We start from the raw sequence: 21275 nt of genomic DNA, 5'->3' as shown, positions 1-21275 counted from the left end.
GGTGGCACCGGTGGGCCGTTCGGAGCAACGCGGGGTGCAGCCACCTGTACCGGGACCGGGCGGATACCGGACGACGGATTCGGGGGTTCGCGGGATGGGCGCGAGGGTGCGGAATTCGTAGATTTCTCGGCGTCAGGGGAGTCGAATTCAGGAGGGGATCCCTTGCACGTCTGGAAAACGCGAAGACTGCTGATCGCAGCGGCGTTGGCCGTGGGAATACTGGCCGGTACAGCGGGAACCTCGAGCGCGGCGGCAGGCGGCGGCCACGAAGTTGCCCGTGCGCTGGAGAACGCGATCCGGGGCGATGGCGTACCCGGTGGCCAGGTGGTCATCACCCAGGACGACCGGAGCGGCCGGATCAGCGCAGGGGTCGGCGATCTGCGCACCGGCAGGCCGTTCCCGGATCGGGCGTCGGTGCGCATCGGCAGCAACACCAAGGCTTTCGCCGCGACCGTGGTGCTCCAACTCGTCGCCGAGCAGCGGGTCGACCTCGACGCGCCGGTCGAGCGGTACCTGCCCGGTGTGGTGCGGGGCAACGGGAACGACGGCGCCCGGGTGACGGTTCGCCAGTTGTTGCAGCACACCAGCGGCCTGCCCGACTACCTCCGGCTGCGCGACCCGCTCACGAACCGCTGGAACCACACCACCCCGGTGGAACTGGTCCGGTCCGCGATGAGCCTGCCGCCGGACTTCCCGCCCGGCGCGGGGTGGCGGTACTCCAACACCAACTACGCGCTCGCCGGGATGATCATCGAGCGGGTCACCCACCGTTCCGCCGGCGACGAGATCAACCGCCGGATCATCGAGCCGCTCCGGCTGGCAGGCACCTACTACCCGGCCGAGTACGAGGTCGGCATCCGCGGCGCGCACCCGCGCGGCTACCACACGGTCGACGGCAAGCGCGTGGACTACACCCACCTCGATCCCTCGTGGGCGGGTGCGGCCGGGGCGATGGTCTCCACCGGTGAGGACCTCAACCGCTTCTACACGGCCCTGTTGCGCGGTCGCCTGCTGCCGGAGGCGCAGCTCGCCGAGATGAAGCGGACCGTGCCCGCCGACGTCTACCCCGGCGCCGGGTACGGCCTGGGCCTGGTCCGGATCCCCACGAGCTGCGGCAAGGAGTTCTGGGGCCACGGCGGCTCGATCCCCGGGTTCCGCACCCGGGGCGGGGTCACCGCCGACGGGCGCGCGGTGACCGTCACCACCAACGAGGTCGCCGACAGCGACACCCGCGTCATGGCCGTTGTCGATACAGCCGTGTGCGGAAACCACTGAGGAGCAATGATGAAAACCCTACTGGCCGCCACCACGATCGCGGCGACCTTAGCCACCGGCATGGGAACCGCCGCCGCCGCACCGGCCTCTGTGGACAGCGCGAACCGCTTCCACAGCCAGCGGCTGAACTGGAAGCCCTGCGACGACGCGCGGCTTGACGCGGCGGGAGCCAGCTGCGCGGACGTCACCGTGCCGTTGGACTACGCCAAGCCGGACGGGCGCACGATCACCGTCGCGATCTCGCGGATCAAGGCCACCGACACCCGGAACCGGCGCGGCATCATGCTCTCCAACCCCGGTGGTCCCGGCGGCCCGGGCCTCGACTTCGCCCTGGACTTCCGCGACGCGCTGGCCCCGGACGTCCGTGGCCGCTACGACCAGATCGGCATGGACCCGCGCGGTGTCGGCCGCTCCACCCCCGTCGACTGCAAGTGGCCGGTCGCCACCATGCTGCGCTCGGCGGGCCTCGACCGCGCCGCCTTCACCGAGACCGCGCGCTTGGAAACCGATCTGGCGCGCCGTTGCCGCGACACCGTGGGCAGCGCCTACCTGCGGCACATCACCACCCGCAACACCGTCCGCGACATGGATGTCATCCGCGCCGCCCTGGGCGAGAAGAAGATCAGCTACTTCGGCGTCTCCTACGGCACCTACCTCGGCGCCGTCTTCACCCAGATGTTCCCGAACCGCACCGATCGCATCGTGCTCGACAGCGCGGCCGACCCGGCGCGGTGGGGGGTGGCGACCTTCCAGGCCATGGGTCCGGCGAACGAGGCCGCGTTCGACGACTGGGCGGCGTGGGTCGCGGCCCGGGACGGCGAGTACCACCTGGGTGGCACGGCCCACGAGGTCCGCGCGCGCTTCCAGGGCCTGGTCGCCCGGGCCGCGCGTCAGCCGATCAAGGTCGGGGCGTACGCCGTCGACGAGCACATGCTGCCGATGGTGCCGTACGTGCTGTTCGACGACCACCGCAACAACGGCACCCTCGCCGAGGTGGTGCGGCAGTTGACCGACGCCGCCGACGGGAAGGCCGTTCGGCCCCACCCGGCGCTGGAGGGGGTCTTCCTCAACCTGACCAGCTCCGACCCGACCCGGCAGAACTCGGCGCAGACCGCCGTCATCTGCGGTGACGCGGCCATGCCGCGCGACCCGCAGTGGTACTGGCGCAACATCCAGCGCAGCCGCACCACCCAGCCGCTGTTCGGCCCGGTGGCCAACAACATCCTGCCCTGCGCCGCGTGGGCACCGCCCGCCGAGCCGACGACGGTCGTGCGCAACTCCGTGCCCGCGCTGATCGTCCAGTCCACAGGGGACACCCGCACCACCTACGCGGGCGCGGTCGACCTGCACCGGGCCATGACCGGCTCGAAGCTGGTGACGCTCAAGGACACCCGCGTCCACTGGGTGTTCGGCCGCTACCCCAACACCTGCGTGGAGAACTCCGTCAACACCTACTTCCGTGACGGAACCCTCCCCGCCGCGGACCGGGCCTGCCGCTAGTCGCGAAGAGGTGCTCGGGGCGAACCGCCCCGAGCACCTCGACTCACCTGAACTCGTGCACGACCTCGATGGCCCCGACCAGGTGCGCGTTGAACTCGTCGAGTTCCTCGGCCGGGACCCACAGTTCCAGGATCGTCTTGCCGCCTGCCTGCCGCACCGGGTAGCGGCGCAGGAACTCCGACTCGACGTGGAAGCGCGTGACGTAGCCGACCCCGTGGTGCGGCACGTTCCAGTCCCGCGCGATCTTGATCGCGTAGTCCTCGTCGAGCACCGGGTAGAAGATCGGCTGCTCGGGCAGCCTGGGCGGCCAGGCGCGCCAACCGGACTCCCGGACGAGTGCCAACTCCTCGGGGCCCGTCGGCCGCCACAACGCGGTGGTCGCCTCGTCCTGGACCATCGCGCGCCTCCCGTGCTCAGTCGGGTGGACCGTCCTCCCTGCGCCGGAGCGTACCGAGGAGGACGATCGGCCCACCACGCGATTTCACGCGGTCACTTCTTGCGCCACACGGAGACGTGCGCCTCGAAGTAGTCGTACTCGCGGGGGTTCTGGCGCAGCACCCCGGCCTCGTCGCCCTCGCGGACGAGGTCGAAGCGCGGCGCCAGCCGCGCCTTGAGCGCGGTCTCGCTGCTGGTGCGCGCCGACGCCGACCCCAGCCAGGTGGTCGGGTCGCTGTACTCCGGGTACCAGGACCACGGGCACGCGATCATCAGCAGGCCCCCCGCGCGCAGCGTCCGCTCCGAGGCGCTCAGCTGCTCCAGGCAGGCCACCGGGTCCGGCACCCGGTCGAGCACGTTGGACAGCAGCACCGCGTCGAACACGCCGTCCACCTCGTGCAGCGCGGTCGCGTCGCCGACCCGGAAGTCCACGTTCGCGCGCCCCTCGGCGGAGGGCAGCCGGACCTGCACCTCACGGGCGAACGGCCCGAGCTGGGCGACGCAGAACACGCCGCCGTTGCCGACCGAGACCGCCCGGGCGACCTCCACCGCGCGGGGGCTGATGTCGATGCCGACGACCTCGTCGCGCACCCAGGTGCTCAGCGCCTGGGTGACGCCACCGACGTTGCAGCCCACGTCCAGTGCCGTGCGCACGTCGACACCCGTGCGCGCGGCGGCTTCCCGCAGCGTCTCCGAAAGCCGTGTCGGGTAGCCGTGTGCGGCGGTTAAGGGGTGGTCGGGTCGGTCGAAAACGTCCTCTGTGGACCCGTAGTGCATGAGCAGGTACTTCGAGATCTCCCGCGCGCGCTCGTACTGCGAGGTCGCGGCGTCGGCCTCGAACAGTTCCTCGCTCTTGAGCAGGACCTCGGGTGCGAACACTGGCACTCCTTCTCTCGGTTTCGACGTATCGGGTCAGCGGTCCAGGCCCACCCCGGTGCGCCGGGTCAGCGCCGGGCGGCGGCGCGGCGACCGGGTGGGCCGCTCCGGCCGGTCGGACAGCCGGGCGACGCTGGGGTGCTGGAAGAGGGCTTGGACGGTCAGGTCGGTGTCGAGGGTGGCGTTGACGCGGTTGACGAGCCGGATCGCGAGCAGCGAGTGGCCGCCGAGGCGGAAGAAGTCGTCGTCGACCCCCACGCTCGGCACGCCGAGCGCCTCGGCGAACAGCTCGCACAGGATCTGCTCGCGCGGGGTGCGCGGCTCGCGGCCGGTGGTGTCGTGGGCCGGTGCGGGCAGTTGCGCGCGGTCGAGCTTCCCGTTGCCGGTCAACGGCCAGGTGGGCAGCGGGATGAGGTGCTGCGGGACGAGGTAGTCGGGCAGCAGCCCGGTGAGCGTGTCGCGTAGTGCGGCCGAATCGGCGACGCCGGTGTAGTAGCCGACCAGTTGCTTCTCGCCGTTGGCCGCCGTGTGGACCGTGACCGCCGCCTGGGTGATGTCCGGCCGCGCGGTCAACGCCGCCTCGACGTCGGCGGGCTCGATGCGGAACCCGCGGATCTTGACCTGCTGGTCGGTGCGGCCGTGGAAGGTCAGCGTGCCGTCGGGTTCCCAGCGCGCGAGGTCTCCGGTGCGGTAGACCCGGTCCCCCGGCGCGCCGAAGGGATCCGCGACGAAGCGGGACGCGGTCAGCGTGGGGTTGCCGGTGTAGCCGCGAGCGAGTCCGGGGCCCGCCAGGTACAGCTCACCGATCACCCCGGCGGGCGCGAGGTTGAGGTACTGGTCGAGCACGTACAGCCGCGACCCGCTCATCGGCCCGCCCAGCGGCACGGTCGCGGGGATCTCGTCACCGGAGCGGAATCCCGTGTGCGTGGCGCACATGGTGATCTCGGTCGGCCCGTAGGTCGTCCGCACCACGGTGCTCGGGCACGCCGTCAACACGGCCCGCACCGCCTCCGGCGAGATGACGTCACCGCCGGTCGTGATCTCCGCCAGCCCGGCGAACAGCCCGGGGTCGCCTTCCGCGACGACCCGGAACAGACCGGCCGTCAACGACACCCGCGTGACCCGCTGCTCGGTGATCACCCGGCGCAGCGACTCCGCGTTCGCAGTGCCGAGACCGGCGACCACGACCGTCCCACCGGCCAGCAGCGGCGCCCAGATCTCGTAGGTCGACCCGTCGAAGGCGTGCGGCGCCTGGAACAGGACCCGGTCGCGCGCGGTCACCTCCCACACACCGTCCAACGCCAGGTCGACAACTCCCCGGTGGGTGACCGTGATGCCTTTTGAGCGCCCGGTCGACCCGGACGTGTGCATGACGTACGCCGCCTGGTCGGGACGGACCGCGGGCAACGCCACGCAAACGCTTGCCGGCACCCGGTCGTGCGGCCGCACGATGCCGCGGAGCGCGGCCTGCTCCTTGGCGAACGGATCGTCCACATGCGCGTCGTCGACCACCAGCAGCGGCGAAACGTTGCCTGCCACGACCTCGGTCAACCGGCTGTGCGGCGCGTCGGTGTGCAGGGGCAGGTAAGCCGCCCCGGCCTTGACGATCCCCAGCAGCACCACGACCAGGTCGACACTCCGGTCCATCAGCACCGGCACCACGCACTCCGCGCCCACTCCACGCCAGGCCAACAACTCCGCGAAGGCCGACGACCGCGTGTCCAGCTCCCGATAGGACAGTGACACCACCCCATCGGTCACCGCCTCGGCATCCGGCGCCGCGACCACCCGCTCACCGAAGGCGCTCACCACGGTCCCCGGCACGTCCGGGCCGTCGCCGATCCCCCGCGCCAGCAGCACGTCCCGTTCGGTGCCCGACAGCACGCCGATGCCGCCGACCCGCACCGCCGGATCCGCCACGACCGCGCGCAGCACCGCCGCGAGCCGCGAACCCAGGCACGCGATCGTGTTCTCGTCGAACAGGTCGAGCGCGTACCCGAGCCGCACGAGCAGACCGGTCTCGGCGGCGCTCACGGTGACGTCGAGGTCGAACTTCGCCACGTCCTGGGGCGCGCCGAGCGGCGCGCTCCCCGGCAACACGAGCCCGGCGCCGTCACCGGCCATCGACACCATCACCTGGAACAGCGGGTGCCGGGCCAGCGACCGCGCGGGCCGCAGCCGCTCGACCAGCGTGTCGAACGGGACGTCCTGGTGCGCGTACGCGGCCAGGTCGGCCGCGCGGACCCGGGCCAGCAACTCGGCGAACGTCGGGTTGCCGGAGGTGTCGGTGCGCAGCACGACGGTGTTGACGAAGAACCCGACCACCTCGTCCAGCGCCTCGTCGTCGCGACCGGCCACGACTGTGCCGAACGGCAGGTCGGTGCCCGCGCCGAGCCGGGTCAGGGTCAGCGCCAACGCGGCCCGCACGACCATGAACAGCGTGGCGTCGTGGTCCCGTGCCACCGCCCGCAACGCGTCGAGCACGTCGACGGGCAGGTCGACCGACACCGCGCCACCCCGGTGGGTCGGCCGGGCCGGACGCGCGCGGTCGACGGGCAGGGTCAGCTCCTCCGGCAGCCCCGCAAGCGCTTGCCGCCAGAACTCCACCTGCCGCGCCAACACACTGTCCTCATCGGACAGCTCGCCCAGCACCTCGCGCTGCCACAGCGTGTAGTCCGCGTACTGCACCGGCAGCGGCGTCCACTCCGGCGCCGCACCCGCCACCCGAGCGGCGTACGCGGCGGCGAGGTCCCGCACGAGCGGCCCCATCGACCACCCGTCGGCCGCGATGTGGTGCACGACCAGCACGACGTGGTCCCGCACCACCGCGACCCGCAGCGGCGGCTCGGCGGCCAGGTCGAACGCGTGCGCCCGTTCCCGCGCCACGACGGCGTCCACGTCCTCCGGCGCGCACGGCACCCACTCGACCGGCGCCTCCACCGACCGCAGCACCCGCTGCACCGGCACACCGTCGACCTCGGGGAACACCGTCCTCAGCGACTCGTGCCGGGCCATCAGGTCCCGCACGGCCAGCCGCAACGCGTCCGCGTCCAGCTCCCCGGTCACCCGGCTGGCCAGCGAGATGTTGTAGGTGGCCGCCTGCTCGTCGAGCTTGCGCAGCAACCAGAGCCTGCGTTGGGCGGACGAGACCGGCACCTCCTCGGGACGCGGGTCGAGCGCGATCAGCGGCACCGCGGCACCGGCCGACGCGTCGAGCGCGCCGAGCAGCCCGGCGACGGTCGGGTGTTCGAAGATCGTGCGGATCGACACGGACTCGCCCAGGGCCGTGCGGATCCGGTTCGCCAGGCGGGTCGCGAGCAGGGAATGACCGCCGAGGTCGAAGAACCCGTCGTGCACGCCCACATCCGGCAGGCCGAGCAACGCGGCGAAGATGCCGCAGAGCAGTTCCTCGCGGGGCGTGCGGGCGGCCCGGGACGTGCTGTCGTGGCTGGGCGCGGGCAGCGCGTCGCGGTCGAGCTTGCCGTTGGTGGTGACCGGCAACGCGTCCAGCACGACCAGCGCGGACGGCACCAGGTAGTCCGGCAGCCGGGCGGCCAGCGCGCGGCGGACCGCGTCGGGGTGGGCGGTGCCGGTCAGGTAGCCGACCAGGCGCCGCTCCCCCGGCCGGTCCTCGCGCAGCAGCACCGCGGCGTGCTCGACCCCGGGCGCCTCGGTGAGCGCGGCCTGGACCTCGCCGAGTTCGACCCGGAAACCGCGGATCTTGACCTGGTCGTCGGCGCGGCCGACGAACCGCAGCCTGCCGTCGGTGCCCCAGCGCACGACGTCGCCGGAGCGGTACATGCGGGTGCCCGCCGGGCCGAACGGGTCGGCGATGAACCGGCCCGCGGTGAGTCCCGGCCTGCCGATGTACGCCCTGGCCAGCGCGGTGCCCGCGATGTACAGCTCCCCCGCGACCCCGGGCGGGACCGGCTGGAGCGCGTCGTCGAGGACGTAGACGTCGGTGTTGGGCACGGGCCCGCCGATGGTGACCGGGTCACCCGCGCGCAGCGGACCGCCGGTGGCGCAGATGGTGGTCTCGGTGGGGCCGTAGGAGTTCTGCAAGGGGTGGGTGGCGGCCCATCGGTCCATGAGGGACTGCGGGCACGACTCGCTCGCGGTGACGATGACGGCGCCGTCGGGCACGGCGTGGTCGGGCAGCGCGGCCAGCAGCGACGGCGTGACCAGCAGGTGCGTGACGTCCGGCGCGGCGCCGGGCGCGGCGGTGAGCAGGTCCTCGGGCTCGGCGATGACCAGGGTGCCGCCGAGCAGCAGCGCCATGGCGACTTCCCAGACGGAGCCGTCGAAGCCGATGGAGGCCAGTTGCAGCACGCGGTGCCCCGGCCCGCTGACGAACTCGCGGTGCCGCCGGGCCAGGCGGGTGAGGCCGGTGTGCGGGAGCGCGACGCCCTTGGGGGTTCCGGTGGAGCCGGAGGTGTAGATGACGTAGCAGAGGTGCCGGTGGTCGAGTCCCGGGTTCAACGGCTCGTCCGGGTAGCCGGACAGGTCCGTGTCCGCGAGGACCAGGGTCGACAGGCCGAGGTCGCCCGGCGAGTCGGCGATCAGCAGCACGGAGCCGCTGTCCGTGGCCACGAACTGCTTGCGCTGTGCGGGATACGCCGGATCCACCGGCACGTACACCCCGCCCGCCTTGCTGACCGCGAGGAACGCGACGACCCAGTCGATCGAGCGCGGCAGCGAGACCGCGACCGGCACCTCGGGGCCCACACCGCGCTCGGCCAGCAACCGCGCGACGCGGTTGGCGCGGGCGTCGAGTTCGGCGTACGTGAGCGATGCCCCGGCGTGCTCGACGGCCGGGGTGTCGCCGTGCGCGGCCACCTGCTCGGCGTACAGCTCGGGCAGGGTGCGCGGCGGCACCTCCGCGGTGGCGTTCCAGTCGACCAGCAGCCGCGCGCGCTCGTCCGCGCCGAGCACGTCGACCCGGCCGATGCGCGCGCCCGGGTCGGCGGCGACGGCGTCGAGGAACCGCGCCAGCCGGTGACCCAGCCCCGCGACGGTGACCTCGTCGAACAGGTCGGTGGCGTAGGTGAGCGTGGCGGTCATGCCGCCCGCGTCGGCGCGTTCGACCACGCCGATGAGCAGGTCGAACTTCGCCGGGTCCAGCGGCGCCTTGCGCGCGGTCGCCCCGACCCCGGCCAGCCGCAGGCCCGGGGCCTCGTCCTCGACGCCGAAGGCGACCTGGAACAGCGGGTGCCTGGCCAGGGTGCGGTTGGGCCGCAGGCGTTCCACGACCCGGTCGAACGGCGCGTGCTGGTGGGCGTACGCGGCGTGGCCGTCGCGGCGGACGCGGTCGAGGAGTTCGGTGAAGGTGGGGTCGCCGGAGGTGTCGGTGCGCAGCACCAGGCTGTTGACGAAGAACCCGACCAGGTGGTCGAGCGCGGCGTCGGCGCGGCCCGCGACCACGGTGCCCAGCGGCAGGTCGGTGCCCGCGCCGGAGCGGGTCAGCACGGCGGCGATGGCGGCCTGCACCACCATGAACGGGGTGGCGCGCCGGTCGCGGGCGAGCGCGCGGAGCCGGGCGTGCGTGTCGGGTCCGATGTCGACGGTGACGACCGCGCCCGCGTGGGAGGGGCGGGCCGGTCGGGGCCGGTCGTAGGGCAGCGCCAGCTCCTCGGGCAGCCCGGCCAGGTTCGCGGCCCAGAACTCGAGGTCGGCGTCGTGTTCGCGGTCGCCGAGCCAGAGTGCGTAGTCCGCGTACTGCACGGGCAGCGGGCTCCACTGTGGACTCCGTCCGGCGGTGCGCGCGGCGTACGCCGCGGCGAGGTCGTCGAGCAGCACGCCCATGGACCAGCCGTCACCCGCGATGTGGTGGACGACGAGCACCAGCACGGACTCGTCGGATCCGGTCCGCGCGAGGTGGGCGTGGACCGGGTGCTCGGCGGCGAGGTCGAACGGGTACGCGCAGTGCTCGGCGACAACCCCGTCGAGGTCAGCGGGTGCGTGGGTCGAGACACCGAGGTCGACTGACACGACCCCGACGACCTGAACAGGTTCGCCGTCGTGCTCGGTGAAGGTGGTGCGCAGGACCTCGTGCCGTCCGACCACATCGGACAGCGCGCGGCGCAGCGCGGGCACGTCGACGGCACCGGTCAGGTGCGTGACGACCGGGATGTTCCAGTTCGCGCTCGGCCCTTCGAGGCAGTGCAGGAACCAGAGCCTGCGCTGGGCGGGCGAGAGCGGCACGCGGTCGGGGCGCGGGTCGGCGGCGACCACCGGCGGCGGTGCCTCGGCGGTGTCGAGCCGGGTGGCCAGCCGGGCGACGGTGGGGTGCTGGAACAGCGTCTGGATGGTGGCGGCGGTGTCGAGGGTGGCGTTGATCCGGTTGGTGAGCCGCAGCGCGAGCAGGGAGTGGCCGCCGAGGTGGAAGAAGTCGTCGTCGATGGTGACGGTGTCGACGCCGAGGGTGTCGGCGAACAGGTCGCGGAGGATCTGCTCGCGCGGGGTCCGGGGCGCGCGGCCGGTGGTGGTGTGGGTGGGCGCGGGGAGCTGGGCGCGGTCGAGCTTCCCGTTGCGGGTCAGCGGCCAGGTGGCGAGGGGGACGAGGTGGCGCGGGACCAGGTAGTCGGGCAGGACGGCGGCGAGCGCGCCGCGCAGGTCGGCCGGGTCGGCAGTACCCGTGTAGTAGCCGACCAGCTGCTTCTCGCCGTTGGCCCCCGTGTGGACGGCGACAGCGGCCTGAGTGATGTCGGGCTGCGCGGTCAGGGCGGTTTCGACGTCGGCCGGTTCGATGCGGAACCCGCGGATCTTGACCTGCTGGTCGGCGCGGCCGTGGAAGGTCAGCGTGCCGTCGACCTCCCAACGGGCCAGGTCTCCGGTGCGGTAGGCGCGGTCCCCCGGCGCGCCGAAGGGATCGGCGGTGAATCGGGTGGCGGTCAGCGCCGGGTTGGCGGTGTAGCCGCGGGCGAGTCCGGGGCCTGCCAGGTACAGCTCGCCGATGACGCCGCCGGGCACGGGGTTGAGGTACTGGTCGAGCACGTACAGCCGGGTGCCGCTCATCGGGCCGCCGAGCGGGACCGTCGCGGGCACCTCGTCGCCCGCGCGGAACCCGGTGTGGGTGGCGCACATGGTGATCTCGGTCGGCCCGTAGGTGGTCCGCACGATGGTGTCCGGGCAGGCGTCGAGCACGGCCCGTACGGCCTCGGGTGAGATGACGTCGCCGCCGAGGGTGACCTCGGCGAGCCCGGCGAACGCGGCCGGGTCGTGCTCGGCGATCACCCGGAACAGACCCGCGGCCAACGAGACCCGCGTGACCCGCTGCTCGGTGACCACCCGGCGCACCGATCCGGCGTCCGTGCGCCCCGACCCGGCGACCACGACCGCGCCGCCGATCAGCAGCGGCGCCCAGATCTCGTAGGTCGACCCGTCGAAGGCGTGCGGCGCCTGGAACAGCACCCGGTCGCGCGCCGTGACCTCCCACGCGGGGTCCAGCGCCAGGTCCACGACTCCCCGGTGGGTGACCGTGATGCCCTTGGACCGCCCAGTCGATCCGGACGTGTGCATGACGTACGCCGCCTGGTCCGGCCGCACCGGCGGTAGCTCGGCGCCGGTTCCGTCCGGGGCCCGGTCGCCGGGCAGCGCGATCCCGCGCACCGCCGCCTGTTCCCGGGCGAACGGGTCGTCGGCGTGCGCGTCGTCGACGACCAGCACCGGCGACGCGTTCCCGGCGAGGACCTCGGTCAACCGGGAGTGCGGCGCGTCGGTGTGCAGGGGCAGGTAAGCCGCCCCAGCCTTCAGGATCCCCAGCAGCACCACGACCAGGTCGACACTCCGGTCCATCAGCACCGGCACCACGCACTCCGCGCCGACACCGCGCCAGACCAGCAGTTCCGCGAACTCGGACGACCTCGCGTCCAGCTCCCGATAGGACAGTGACACCACCCCGTCGGTCACCGCCTCGGCATCCGGCGCCGCGACCACCCTCAGCCCGAACGCGCTCACGACCGTGCCCCCGACCACCGGACCATCGCCGATCCCCCGTGCCAGCAGGGCATCCCGCTCGGACGCGGCCAGCACCGCGGCCTCGCCGACCCGTACCTCAGGGTCCCCCGACACCTCGCACAACACCGCGACCAGCCGCTCACCGAGTGACCGGGCCGTGGACTCGTCGAACAGGTCGTGCGCGAACACCACGCGGATGTCCACGCCGTCGCGCGTCCCGTCACGGCCGAACCGCTCGTCGACGTCGACCTCGAGGTCGAACCGGGACACGACACCCCCGCCCGGCACGGCGGCGCAGTCCAGGCCGGGCAGGGTGATGTCCGGGCCGGAACCCCTGCCGAGCGACAGCGCGACCTGGAACAGCGGGTGCCGGGCCAGCGACCGCGCGGGCCGCAACCGCTCCACCAGCGTGTCGAACGGGACGTCCTGGTGCGCGAACGCGGCCAAGTCGGCCTGCCGGACGCGGCGCAGCAAGTCCGCGAACGTCGGGTTGCCGGAGGTGTCGGTGCGCAGCACGACGGTGTTGACGAAGAACCCGACCAGGTCGTCGAACGCCTCGTCGGCGCGCCCCGCGACCACGGTGCCCAGCGGCACGTCCGGGCCCGCGCCGAGCCTGGTCATGGTCAGCGCCAAGGCGGCCTGGACGACCATGAAGAAGGTCGCGTCGTGCTCGCGGGTCAGCTCGTGCAACCGCTGGTGCACGGTGGAGTCCAGGCTCAGCGCGACAGCCCCGCCGAGGTGCGACGGGCGCGCCGGGCGGGTGCGGTCGACCGGCAGCACGAGTTCCTCGGGCACCCCGGCCAGGTTCTCCCGCCAGAACGCGACCTGCCCGGCCGCCACACTGTCCTCATCGGACACGTCACCGAGCAGGTCCCGTTGCCACAGCGTGTAGTCGGCGTACTGCACCGGCAGCGGCACCCAGTCCGGCGCGGCCCCGGCGGCCCGCGCGGCGTAGGCGCGGCCCAGGTCGCGCACCAGCGGTCCCATCGACCAGCCGTCCTCGGCGATGTGGTGCAGCACCAGCACCAGCACGGCCTCCTCCGGCGCGTACCGGATGAGCGCGGCGTGCACCGGGGACTCGTTCTCCAGGTCGAACGTCCGGGCGCTCTCCCTCGCCACCACGGCGTCGACCTCGTCGACCGCGCAGGTCAGCAGGCGCAGGAAGTCGGTGGACGGCAGGACCCGCTGCACCGGTTCACCGTCGACCTGCGGGAACACCGTGCGCAGCGGCTCGTGCCGGGTCGCCAGGTCGGTCAGCGCGGCCCCGAGGGCGGCGTCGTCGAGCGCCCCGCGAATCCGGGTCACCATCGGCACGGTGTAGGTCCGGCTGGGGCCTTCCACCTGGTGCAGGAACCACAGACGCCGCTGAGCCGGGGACAGGGGCACGGTCTCCGGCCTCGGCACCACGGCCGTCGGCGGCACCCGCCGGGTCGAGCCGGTCGCGCCGAGCCGGGCCGCGAGGCCGGTCGGGGTCGGGGTGTCGAACACCGCGCGCACGTCGAGGTCCGCGCCCAGGACCGCGCGGACGCGGTTGACCAGGCGCGCGGCGAGCAGGGAGTGGCCGCCGAGTTCGAAGAAGTCGTCGCGCGCGCCGACCTCCGGCAGGCCGAGCAGGGCGGCGAAGAGGCCGCAGACGATCTCCTCGGCGGGGGTGCGCGGCGCGGTGCCGGTCGCGCGGGCCCCCAGGTCGACCTCGGGCAGCGCGGCGCGGTCGAGCTTGCCGTTGGTGGTCAGCGGCAGGTCGTCGACCACGACGAACGCGGCGGGCACCAGGTAGCTGGGCAGCGCGCGCACCACCTCGGCCTTGGCGGAGGCGACCAGCGCGGCGGCGGTGAGGCCGCGCAGCGGGTTGTTCGTGTAGGCCGACAACGGCGACCCGGTGTCGGCGGGCCGGTAGAGGTCACCGGTCGGCGCGGGCGCTGCCGGGTCGTGGAAGACGACGTCAAGCGCGCCCTCCACAGTGGACCAGGTGGCGAGTACCCCGAGCCCGAGGTCCGCACCGATACCGTGCAGTGCTTCGGGATCCGGGACGGAGTCGTCCGGCGCGGAGTCCAGCAGCGCGGCCGCCGCGGCGGGCTCGGCGTCGGCGAGCAGCGCGGACCGCGCCGCGAGTTCCCCGCGCAACCGGCCGTTGGGCACACCGACGACCCGCATCGGCGCGCCGTCCAGCAGCGCATCGCGGAGCCCGGCGAGGTCGTGGACATCGGTGCCCCACCGCAGTTCCGGGACCGCGTGGGCCACGGGCGCCGCGTCGCGACTCAGGACGACGTCGTAGCGGTGCCGGGTCATCTCGTTGTGGTGCGCGCCCCGCTGCACCTGGACGTCCACGCTGCCGATGCGCGCGTCCAGTTCCCGGAGCGCGCCGAAGAAGTCCGGGTGGACCAGCAGCTCCTCCTCGCCGCGGGCCAGCCGGTCGACGGCGTCGCGGGCGGCCCGGTTGTCGGCGGGCAGCGGCGCGCGGCCCAGGACGATCGCGGAGTGCAGCACCGGCAGCAGGTCCGGGTGGCGCAGGTCGCCGAGGAACAACCTGCCGTGCGGGGCCAGCAGGTCGAACGCGGTGCGGACGAACGCGGCCAGGTACTCCGCGTCCGGGAAGTACTGCACGACGGAGTTGATGACGACCGTGTCGAAGTAGCCGCGCGGCAGGTCGTCGAGTTCGTGGGCGCCCGCCGTGCTCAGGCGCACCCGGGTGGCCAGTTCCGGCACGCGGGCGACCTGCCGGGACAGGTGCTCGACCGCGACCGCGGACAGGTCGGTGCCCCAGTACTCGGTGCAGTGCGGGGCGACGCGGGACAGGATGAGCCCGATGCCGACGCCGACCTCCAGCACGCGGCCGGGGCGGGACTCCAGCACCCGCTCGACGGTGGCCGCGCGCCACTCGCCCATCTCGTCGTCCGAGAGCGGTTCCCCGGTGTACGCGCTGGTCCAGCCGGTGAACACGTCGCCGAAGCCGGTGTCCTCGACGGTGCGGTAGTGCGCGTCGTTGGTGTCGCGCCACTCGTCGACCTGCTGGTCGCGGTGGCCGCTGTCGGCGCCGTCGGGCACCAGGTAGGCGACCAGCCGCTTCTCGCCGCGCTGGTCCTCGCGCACCACCACGGCCGCGCGGTCGACCCCGGGCACGTCGGTGAGCGCGGCCTCGACCTCGCCGGGTTCGATGCGGAAGCCGCGGATCTTGACCTGGTCGTCGGTGCGGCCCAAGAACTCCAGCCTGCCGCGCGCGTCCCAGCGCACGACGTCGCCGGTGCGGTACATGCGGCCACCCGCCGGGCCGAACGGGTCGGCGACGAAGCGGGACGCGGTCAGGCCGCGGCGGTCGATGTAGCCGCGCGCCAGGCCGGGACCCGCGACGTACAGCTCACCCCCGGTGCCGGGCGGGACGGGTCGGAGCACGTCGTCGAGCACGTACACCCGGGTCGCCGGGACCGGGCCGCCGACGGTGACGGGCTCGTCCGGGCGCAGGGAGCCGCCGGTCGCGCAGACCGTGGTCTCGGTGGGCCCGTAGGAGTTGACCAGCCGGTGGCGCACCGACCAGCGGTCGACCAGCGCGCGGGTGCACGCCTCGGACGCGGTGATGATCGTGGTGCCGTCGGCGAACGCCTCGGTGGGCAGCGCGGCGAGCAGCGACGGCGTCACGGTCACGTGCGTGGCGCGCGCGGCGGCGGCGTGCCCGGCCAGCACGCCGTCGGGGTCGCCGATGACCAGGGTGCCGCCGCTGAGCAGCGCCATGGTCATCTCCCACACCGAGCCGTCGAAGCCGATGGAGGCCAGCAGCAGCACGCGGTGCCCGGAGCCCTCGGTGACGTAGTCGGCGTGCCGGGCCACCAAGCGGGTCATGCCGGTGTGCGGGAGAGCGACGCCCTTGGGGACCCCGGTGGACCCCGAGGTGTAGATGACGTAGCTGATGTGGGTGTGCCGCAACGGCGCGAGCCGGTCGGTGTCGGCGAGGTCGTGCGACGCGCGGGTGGGCTGGTCGAGGTCGGCGACCAAGACCTCCTCGACGTCCGGGAGCCTGCCCGGGGTGTCCACGAGCGCGAGCAGCGGCGCGGTGTCGTCGAGCATGAAGCGCTTGCGCCGCACCGGGTAGGTCGGGTCGACGGGCACGTACGCGCCACCGGCCTTGGTGACCGCGAGGAACGCGGTGACCAGGTCGACGCCCCGGTCCATCGACACCACGACCGGGGTGTCCGGGGCGACGCCGCGGTCCACCAGCGACCGGGCCACCCGGTTGGCGCGGGCGTCGAGTTCGCGGTAGGTCAGCGACCGGGTGCCGTCCTCGACCGCGGTGGTGTCCGGGTACCGGGCGACCTGCTCGGCGAACAGCTCGGGCAGGGTGCGCACCGGCAGGTCGGGCCGGGTGTGCCACTCCCCCAGCACGGTCCGGTTCTCCTCGGGCAGCAGCAACGACAGCCGGGCGAGCGGCCCGTCGGGTGCGTCGAGCAGCCACGCCACGGTCAGCGCGACCCGGATGTCCAGTTCCGGCGGCACGGGACCGTCGCACGCGCACAGCTCGAACCCGGTGACGGTGTCCGTTCCGGTGTCCATGAGCACGACGTCCGGTTCGCCCACGGTGTCCCGCGCCGCGCGTACGGCGTCCACAAAGGACATCCGCGCGGTCTGGGTGACGGCCAGCGCGCCGTCCGCGCTGCCGACGCGCACCTCGGACCGGGCGAGCAGACCACCGACCGCCACGCCGATGGCCACCGCGGTGACCCGGCGCGCGGGCAGGCCGAGCCGGGCGGCGAGCCGGTCGATGCCGTCGCACACGGCGCCGGGCAGCTCCACGACCTGCGGGGGCGCGGCGGGACGATCGGACACCATGTCCTCCTGGCGGTGGGGCGCGGGTAGACGGCGCGGCGAGACGGCCGCGGTGGGTGGCGAAAGGCAAGACCCGGCCCGATCGTATGGAATGGATCGGGGCTCGGGAACAATTCGCGGCCGTGTGGCAGCATCCTGCCGCACGATCCCGGTCGGTCCTATTCCAGCGGCAGGATCCTGACTGACCGAAACCACGCACTCCACTATCCAGCGCGAATGTGGTCGGGTGGGCGACAACGGCGTGCAAATGCGATACCGAGGAGACACCCGTGTCCGACGTCGAGGTGAACCCCGACCTCCGTGACGACGACCCCGGCCGTGATGACCCCGGTCGGAGCAGCCCCACCCGAGCCGACACGGTCCGTGACGACTCCGGACCGGCGACCGCCGTGCCGCTGCGCCGGAACGGGCCATTCCAACTGTTGTGGACCGGCGCGGCGTTCTCCATCCTCGGGTTGGAGGTCGCCGCCCTGGTGTTCCCGCTGGTCGTCCTGATGGTCACCGGGTCGCCGGGCGCGGCGGGCGCGGTCGCGTCGGTGGAGATGATCGCGGGGCTGGTGCTCGGCCTGCCCGCGGGCGAGCTGGTCGACCGGCACGACCGGCGCGTGGTGCTGATCCTGGTCGAGGTGGGGCGCGCGGTCGGCGCGGCCAGCGTGGTGGTCGCCCTCGCCCTGGACGCGCTGACGCTGCCGCACCTGCTGGTCGTCGCGGTGGTCATGGGCTCGATGCGGCCGTTCAGCGCGACCGCCCGGATGCTGATGATCCGCGCGCTCGTGCCGTCCGAGCAGCTCACCGCCGCGCTCACCCAGGAGGAGGCCCGGGTCAGCGGCGCGTCCCTGGTCGGCCCGCCGCTGGGTGGCGCGCTCTTCGCCGTCGCCGCCGTGGTCCCGTGGCTGGTCACGACGGTCAGCTCGCTCGTCGCGGGGGTCTGCATGGCGCTGGTCCGCGTGCCCCCGGCGGCGAAACCGGAACCGGCCCCGACCGCGGACGGCGGCTCGATCGCGCGCCGCATCGCCACCGGCCTGTCCGTGCTGTGGAACCAGGCGACCCTGCGCCGGACCACCCTGTTCACCGCCGCGATGAACGCGGCGTCGGCGCCGTTGGTGCTGGTCACGGCCGTGTACCTGACCGCGCAGGGTGTCTCGTCCGAGCAGATCGGCATCGCCACGGCCGGGCTCGCGGTCGGCGGCCTGCTGGGCACGCTGCTGATCGGCAGGCTCAACCGGCTCGCCCCCGGCGTCCTGATGCTCGGTCAGGCCGCGTTCCTCACCGTGCTGCTGTGCGTGCTCGCGCTGCCGTTGGGCCCGTGGGGCGCGGGCAGCGCCCTGTTCCTGTCGATGCTGGGTGTGCCGACGATGCGGGTGCTGGTCGACATCGTGCTGTTCCGGCAGGTCCCGGACGCGCAGCGGGGCCGGGTGGCGTCGGCGGCGATGACGCTGTGGGGCGCCAGTTCGGCGCTGGGCACGCTGGTCGTCGGGCTGCTGCTGGACGTGGCGCCGGTGTGGGTCGTGCTGGTGGGCCTGGCGGGCGCGCTAGCCCTCGTGTTCGCCTTCGGCCTGCTCAACCCCGTCTTCCGGCGCACCGCCTGGCCCGCCGAGACCGCATGAGCCCGCGGTTCGGGGACCGGGGGTCGCGCGCGCGGCGTGCCTGCGGGCCAGGTCGGTCAGCCCGATCTCGGACAGCCGCATCCCGGCCTCGAACCGCGAGGTCACGTTCAGGGACTTGAGGATGCTGGCCACGTAGCGGCGGTAGGTGCGCACGGACACGCGCATCTGCCGCGCCGCGCTCTCGTCCTTCATCCCGGCGCACAGGCGGCCCAGCACGTCGGCCAGCGAACTGGGTCCGACCAGGGCGATCACCGCGCCGGTGAGCTCGGTGAAGTCGACGGCGAGGTCGCGCAGCGTGGCGTGGGTCTGGCGCAGGGCGCGGACCACCTCGGGGGTGCGGACCAGGGTGCCGCCGCCGGTGTCGGCGGGCAGCAGCGCCACGTCGTCACCGACCAGCACCGCGCGCGGCAGGGTGCGGGCCAGGACCCGGACCTCGGCGCCCGCGGCCACCAGACCGGCGAGGGTGTGCTGGTCGGGCGCGGCGAGCGCGGCCAGGTCGTGGTGCAGCAGCGTCAGCCGGTGGCCGCGGTCGAGCACCTCGGCGCGCAGGAACTCGCACGGGTCCATGCCCAGCGGTTCGGTCAGCTCGGCTTGGGCGGAGCAGGCGACCAGCACCGAGGTGCCCGCGGGCCGCGCGCGCAGCTCGGCGCGGAGTTCGGCACCGGCGTCGCGGGGTTCGGCCGCGGTCCGGCGCTGCCCCATGGACAGCTCCAGCGCCTCGATGAGCAGCCGCCGCGCGCCGTGGAACGCGTCGACCCCCTCGCCCTGACCAGCGGTGGCACCCCCGGTGCCATCCCGGCTCGCGCGCGCCTGCGGCACCGCCGCCCCGACCGCGTTGATCACGAAACTCCCCCGCGTTTGTTACCGGTTGCCCGACAGGCCCCCCATCCGGGCTGTCGCTCACCATGGCATGCCAATTGGTGACCGACAAGCAGCACGGAGTAGTTGACGCTGTTCGGCCGCACCCGCTCCGCTGAACGGAACGAAACCGGCTGGTCACCGTAGGTATGGGAGCGGTGTCCGCGACCGCGCTGTCCACTTCCTGCGGGCCGGGCCCCGACGCGGCACACAATCGAGCCACCGGCCGTGTCACCTAGCTGCCAATGCCGGGGAGCGCGACCACCTTGCCCGGCCGCGCGGGCGACTCATAAGCTGGCCGGGAATTGGGTTCGACCCGCCGGGGTCCCGGCATTTCGCCGGACGATCAACCCCGAGTTCACCCCTATTGCCGGCAATGCCACGAGTACGGGAGCGCATTCGACGTGACCAATCCATTTGACGACGAGAGCGGCCGTTTCCTGGTGCTGGTGAACGACGAGAACCAGCACTCGCTGTGGCCGTCGTTCGTCGACGTGCCCGCCGGGTGGACCGTGGCGCTGGCGGAGACCACGCGCGCGGAGTGCCTGGCGTACGTGGAGCGGAACTGGACCGACCTGCGCCCGGCGAGCCTGGTGCGCGCGATGGGCGAGCGGTGACCGGGGTAGCCGAGTCCGCCACCGGGTCCGCCACCGAGCTGCGCCAGGCGGAGCTGCACGCCTCGCTCGGCCACCCGCTGGCGGAGTCGATGGACTTCCTCAACGGCGTGGCGCTGCGCTACCCCGGCGCGATCTCGTTCGCCGCCGGGCGGCCGACGGAGCGGTTCCTCGACCTCGACGACGTGCACCGGCACCTGGACCTGTTCCACAGGCACCTGGTGGAGTCGTACGGCGGCGACCAGGCCCGCGCCAACCAGCAGCTGCTGCAATACGGGCGCACCAAGGGGATCATCCACGACCTGGTGGCGCGCAACCTCGCGGCGGACGAGGACATCCACGTCGACCCGGAGTCCATCGTGGTCACCGTGGGCTGCCAGGAGGCGCTGTTCCTGTGCCTGCGCGCCCTGCGCCGCACCCCCGACGACGTGCTGCTCGCCGTCCGGCCGTGCTACGTGGGCGCGCTCGGCGCCGCGCAGCTCGCGGACATGGCGGTGCTGCCGGTGGCCGCGTCCGGTAGCGGCATCGACTTCGCCGACCTGGAAGCGCGGCTGGCCGCGGCTTCGGCGGCCGGGCAGCGGGTGCGCGCGTTCTACCTGGTGGCCGACTTCGCCAACCCGACCGGAACCAGCCTCGACACCGCGGCCCGCACGCGGCTGCTGGAGTTGGCCGCGCGCCACGACTTCCTGCTGCTGGAGGACAACCCGTACGGCCTGTTCCCCGCCGACGACGCACCCCGGCCGCCGACGCTGAAGTCGCTCGACCGCGACCACCGCGTGGTCTACCTCGGCTCGTACGGCAAGACCGGCCTGCCCGGCGCGCGCGTCGGGTTCGCCGTGGCGGACCAGCCGGTGCGCACCCCGGACGGCCGCGCGGAACTGCTCGCCGACCAGCTCGGCAGGCTCAAGAGCATGCTCACGGTCAACACCTCGCCGCTGGCCCAGGCCGCGATCGGCGGGAAGCTGCTGGCGAACGGGTTCAGCCTGCGCGCGGCCAACGACCGCGAACGCGAGGTGTACCGGGGCAACCTGCGCCGGACGCTGGCCGGGTTGACCGAGCGGTTCCCGCCGGGCGGCGGCCACGGCGTCTCGTGGAACACCCCGGGCGGCGGCTTCTTCCTGGTGCTGCGCGTGCCGTTCGCCACCGACGACGCGCTGCTGGAGCTGTCCGCGCGGTCGTTCCGGGTGCTGTGGACGCCGATGCACCACTTCTACGGCGACGGCGTGCCGGTGGCCGAGCTGCGGCTCTCGGTCAGCAACCTGACCCACGAGGAGATCGACACCGGTCTCGACCGGCTGGCCGCGTTCATCCAGTCGCAGACCCCCTGAGACCCCTGAGA

The 21275-nt window shown here is 73.4% G+C and carries 9 protein-coding genes; 5 read left to right on the top strand and 4 right to left on the bottom strand.

All coding sequences use genetic code 11. The annotated features are described in order from the left end of the window. Nucleotides 1-210: 210 nt before the first annotated feature. Both V5P93_RS12280 and V5P93_RS12275 read left to right on the top strand, forming a co-directional pair. Nucleotides 211-1275 carry a serine hydrolase domain-containing protein gene (locus V5P93_RS12280; RefSeq protein ID WP_281261673.1) on the top strand — a complete coding sequence of 355 codons (1065 nt, stop codon included), beginning with the start codon at nt 211-213 and terminating at the stop codon, nt 1273-1275. 9 nt (nt 1276-1284) lie between these two features. Further along, nucleotides 1285-2775, top strand: coding sequence for an alpha/beta hydrolase (locus tag V5P93_RS12275; RefSeq protein ID WP_245931410.1), 1491 nt, complete (start codon nt 1285-1287; stop codon nt 2773-2775). A gap of 43 nt (nt 2776-2818) precedes the next feature. On the opposite strand, the gene V5P93_RS12270 is transcribed toward V5P93_RS12275, so the two are convergent. The 3 genes from V5P93_RS12270 to V5P93_RS12260 all read right to left on the bottom strand — a co-directional run bounded on the left by V5P93_RS12270 (nt 2819) and on the right by V5P93_RS12260 (nt 16857). Continuing rightward, entirely contained in the window at nt 2819-3172 is a 354-nt protein-coding gene (locus tag V5P93_RS12270; RefSeq protein WP_104480487.1) for a hypothetical protein, read from the bottom strand. A 92-nt stretch (nt 3173-3264) separates the two neighbouring features. Further along, nucleotides 3265-4089, bottom strand: a complete 825-nt coding sequence (locus V5P93_RS12265) for a bifunctional 2-polyprenyl-6-hydroxyphenol methylase/3-demethylubiquinol 3-O-methyltransferase UbiG (RefSeq protein WP_219824034.1) — start codon at nt 4087-4089, stop codon at nt 3265-3267. Between the two features lie 33 nt (nt 4090-4122). Then, a complete protein-coding gene (locus tag V5P93_RS12260; RefSeq protein WP_181043605.1) occupies nt 4123-16857 on the bottom strand; it encodes a non-ribosomal peptide synthetase in 12735 nt (4244 codons plus the stop codon). 269 nt (nt 16858-17126) lie between these two features. On the opposite strand from V5P93_RS12260, the gene V5P93_RS12255 reads away from it, so the two are divergent. Further along, nucleotides 17127-18464 carry an MFS transporter gene (locus V5P93_RS12255; RefSeq protein ID WP_219824035.1) on the top strand — a complete coding sequence of 446 codons (1338 nt, stop codon included), beginning with the start codon at nt 17127-17129 and terminating at the stop codon, nt 18462-18464. Here V5P93_RS12255 and V5P93_RS12250 read toward each other — a convergent pair. Then, nucleotides 18390-19307, bottom strand: a complete 918-nt coding sequence (locus V5P93_RS12250) for a response regulator transcription factor (RefSeq protein WP_104480489.1) — start codon at nt 19305-19307, stop codon at nt 18390-18392. The two genes, V5P93_RS12255 and V5P93_RS12250, sit on opposite strands and share 75 nt — an antisense overlap. Before the next feature lie 419 nt (nt 19308-19726). Between V5P93_RS12250 and V5P93_RS12245 the strand changes: the two genes are divergently transcribed. Both V5P93_RS12245 and V5P93_RS12240 read left to right on the top strand, forming a co-directional pair. Further along, nucleotides 19727-19939 carry an MbtH family protein gene (locus tag V5P93_RS12245; RefSeq protein WP_104480490.1) on the top strand — a complete coding sequence of 71 codons (213 nt, stop codon included), beginning with the start codon at nt 19727-19729 and terminating at the stop codon, nt 19937-19939. Beyond that, nucleotides 19936-21264, top strand: coding sequence for a PLP-dependent aminotransferase family protein (locus V5P93_RS12240; protein ID WP_245931411.1), 1329 nt, complete (start codon nt 19936-19938; stop codon nt 21262-21264). Before V5P93_RS12245 ends, V5P93_RS12240 begins: the two co-directional genes overlap by 4 nt. Nucleotides 21265-21275 lie beyond the last annotated feature (11 nt).

Source organism: Actinokineospora auranticolor (genome assembly GCF_041897805.1).
Taxonomy (GTDB): domain Bacteria; phylum Actinomycetota; class Actinomycetes; order Mycobacteriales; family Pseudonocardiaceae; genus Actinokineospora; species Actinokineospora auranticolor.
The sequence above is the reverse complement of the archived record's forward strand: the minus strand, read 5'-3'. Positions and strand labels throughout refer to the sequence as shown.

Coding starts and splice junctions, on each gene's coding strand:
- V5P93_RS12270 (WP_104480487.1), bottom strand. CDS start 3,172: ATGGTCCAGGACGAGGCGACCACCGCGTTGTGGCGGCCGACGGGCCCC.
- V5P93_RS12275 (WP_245931410.1), top strand. CDS start 1,285: ATGAAAACCCTACTGGCCGCCACCACGATCGCGGCGACCTTAGCCACC.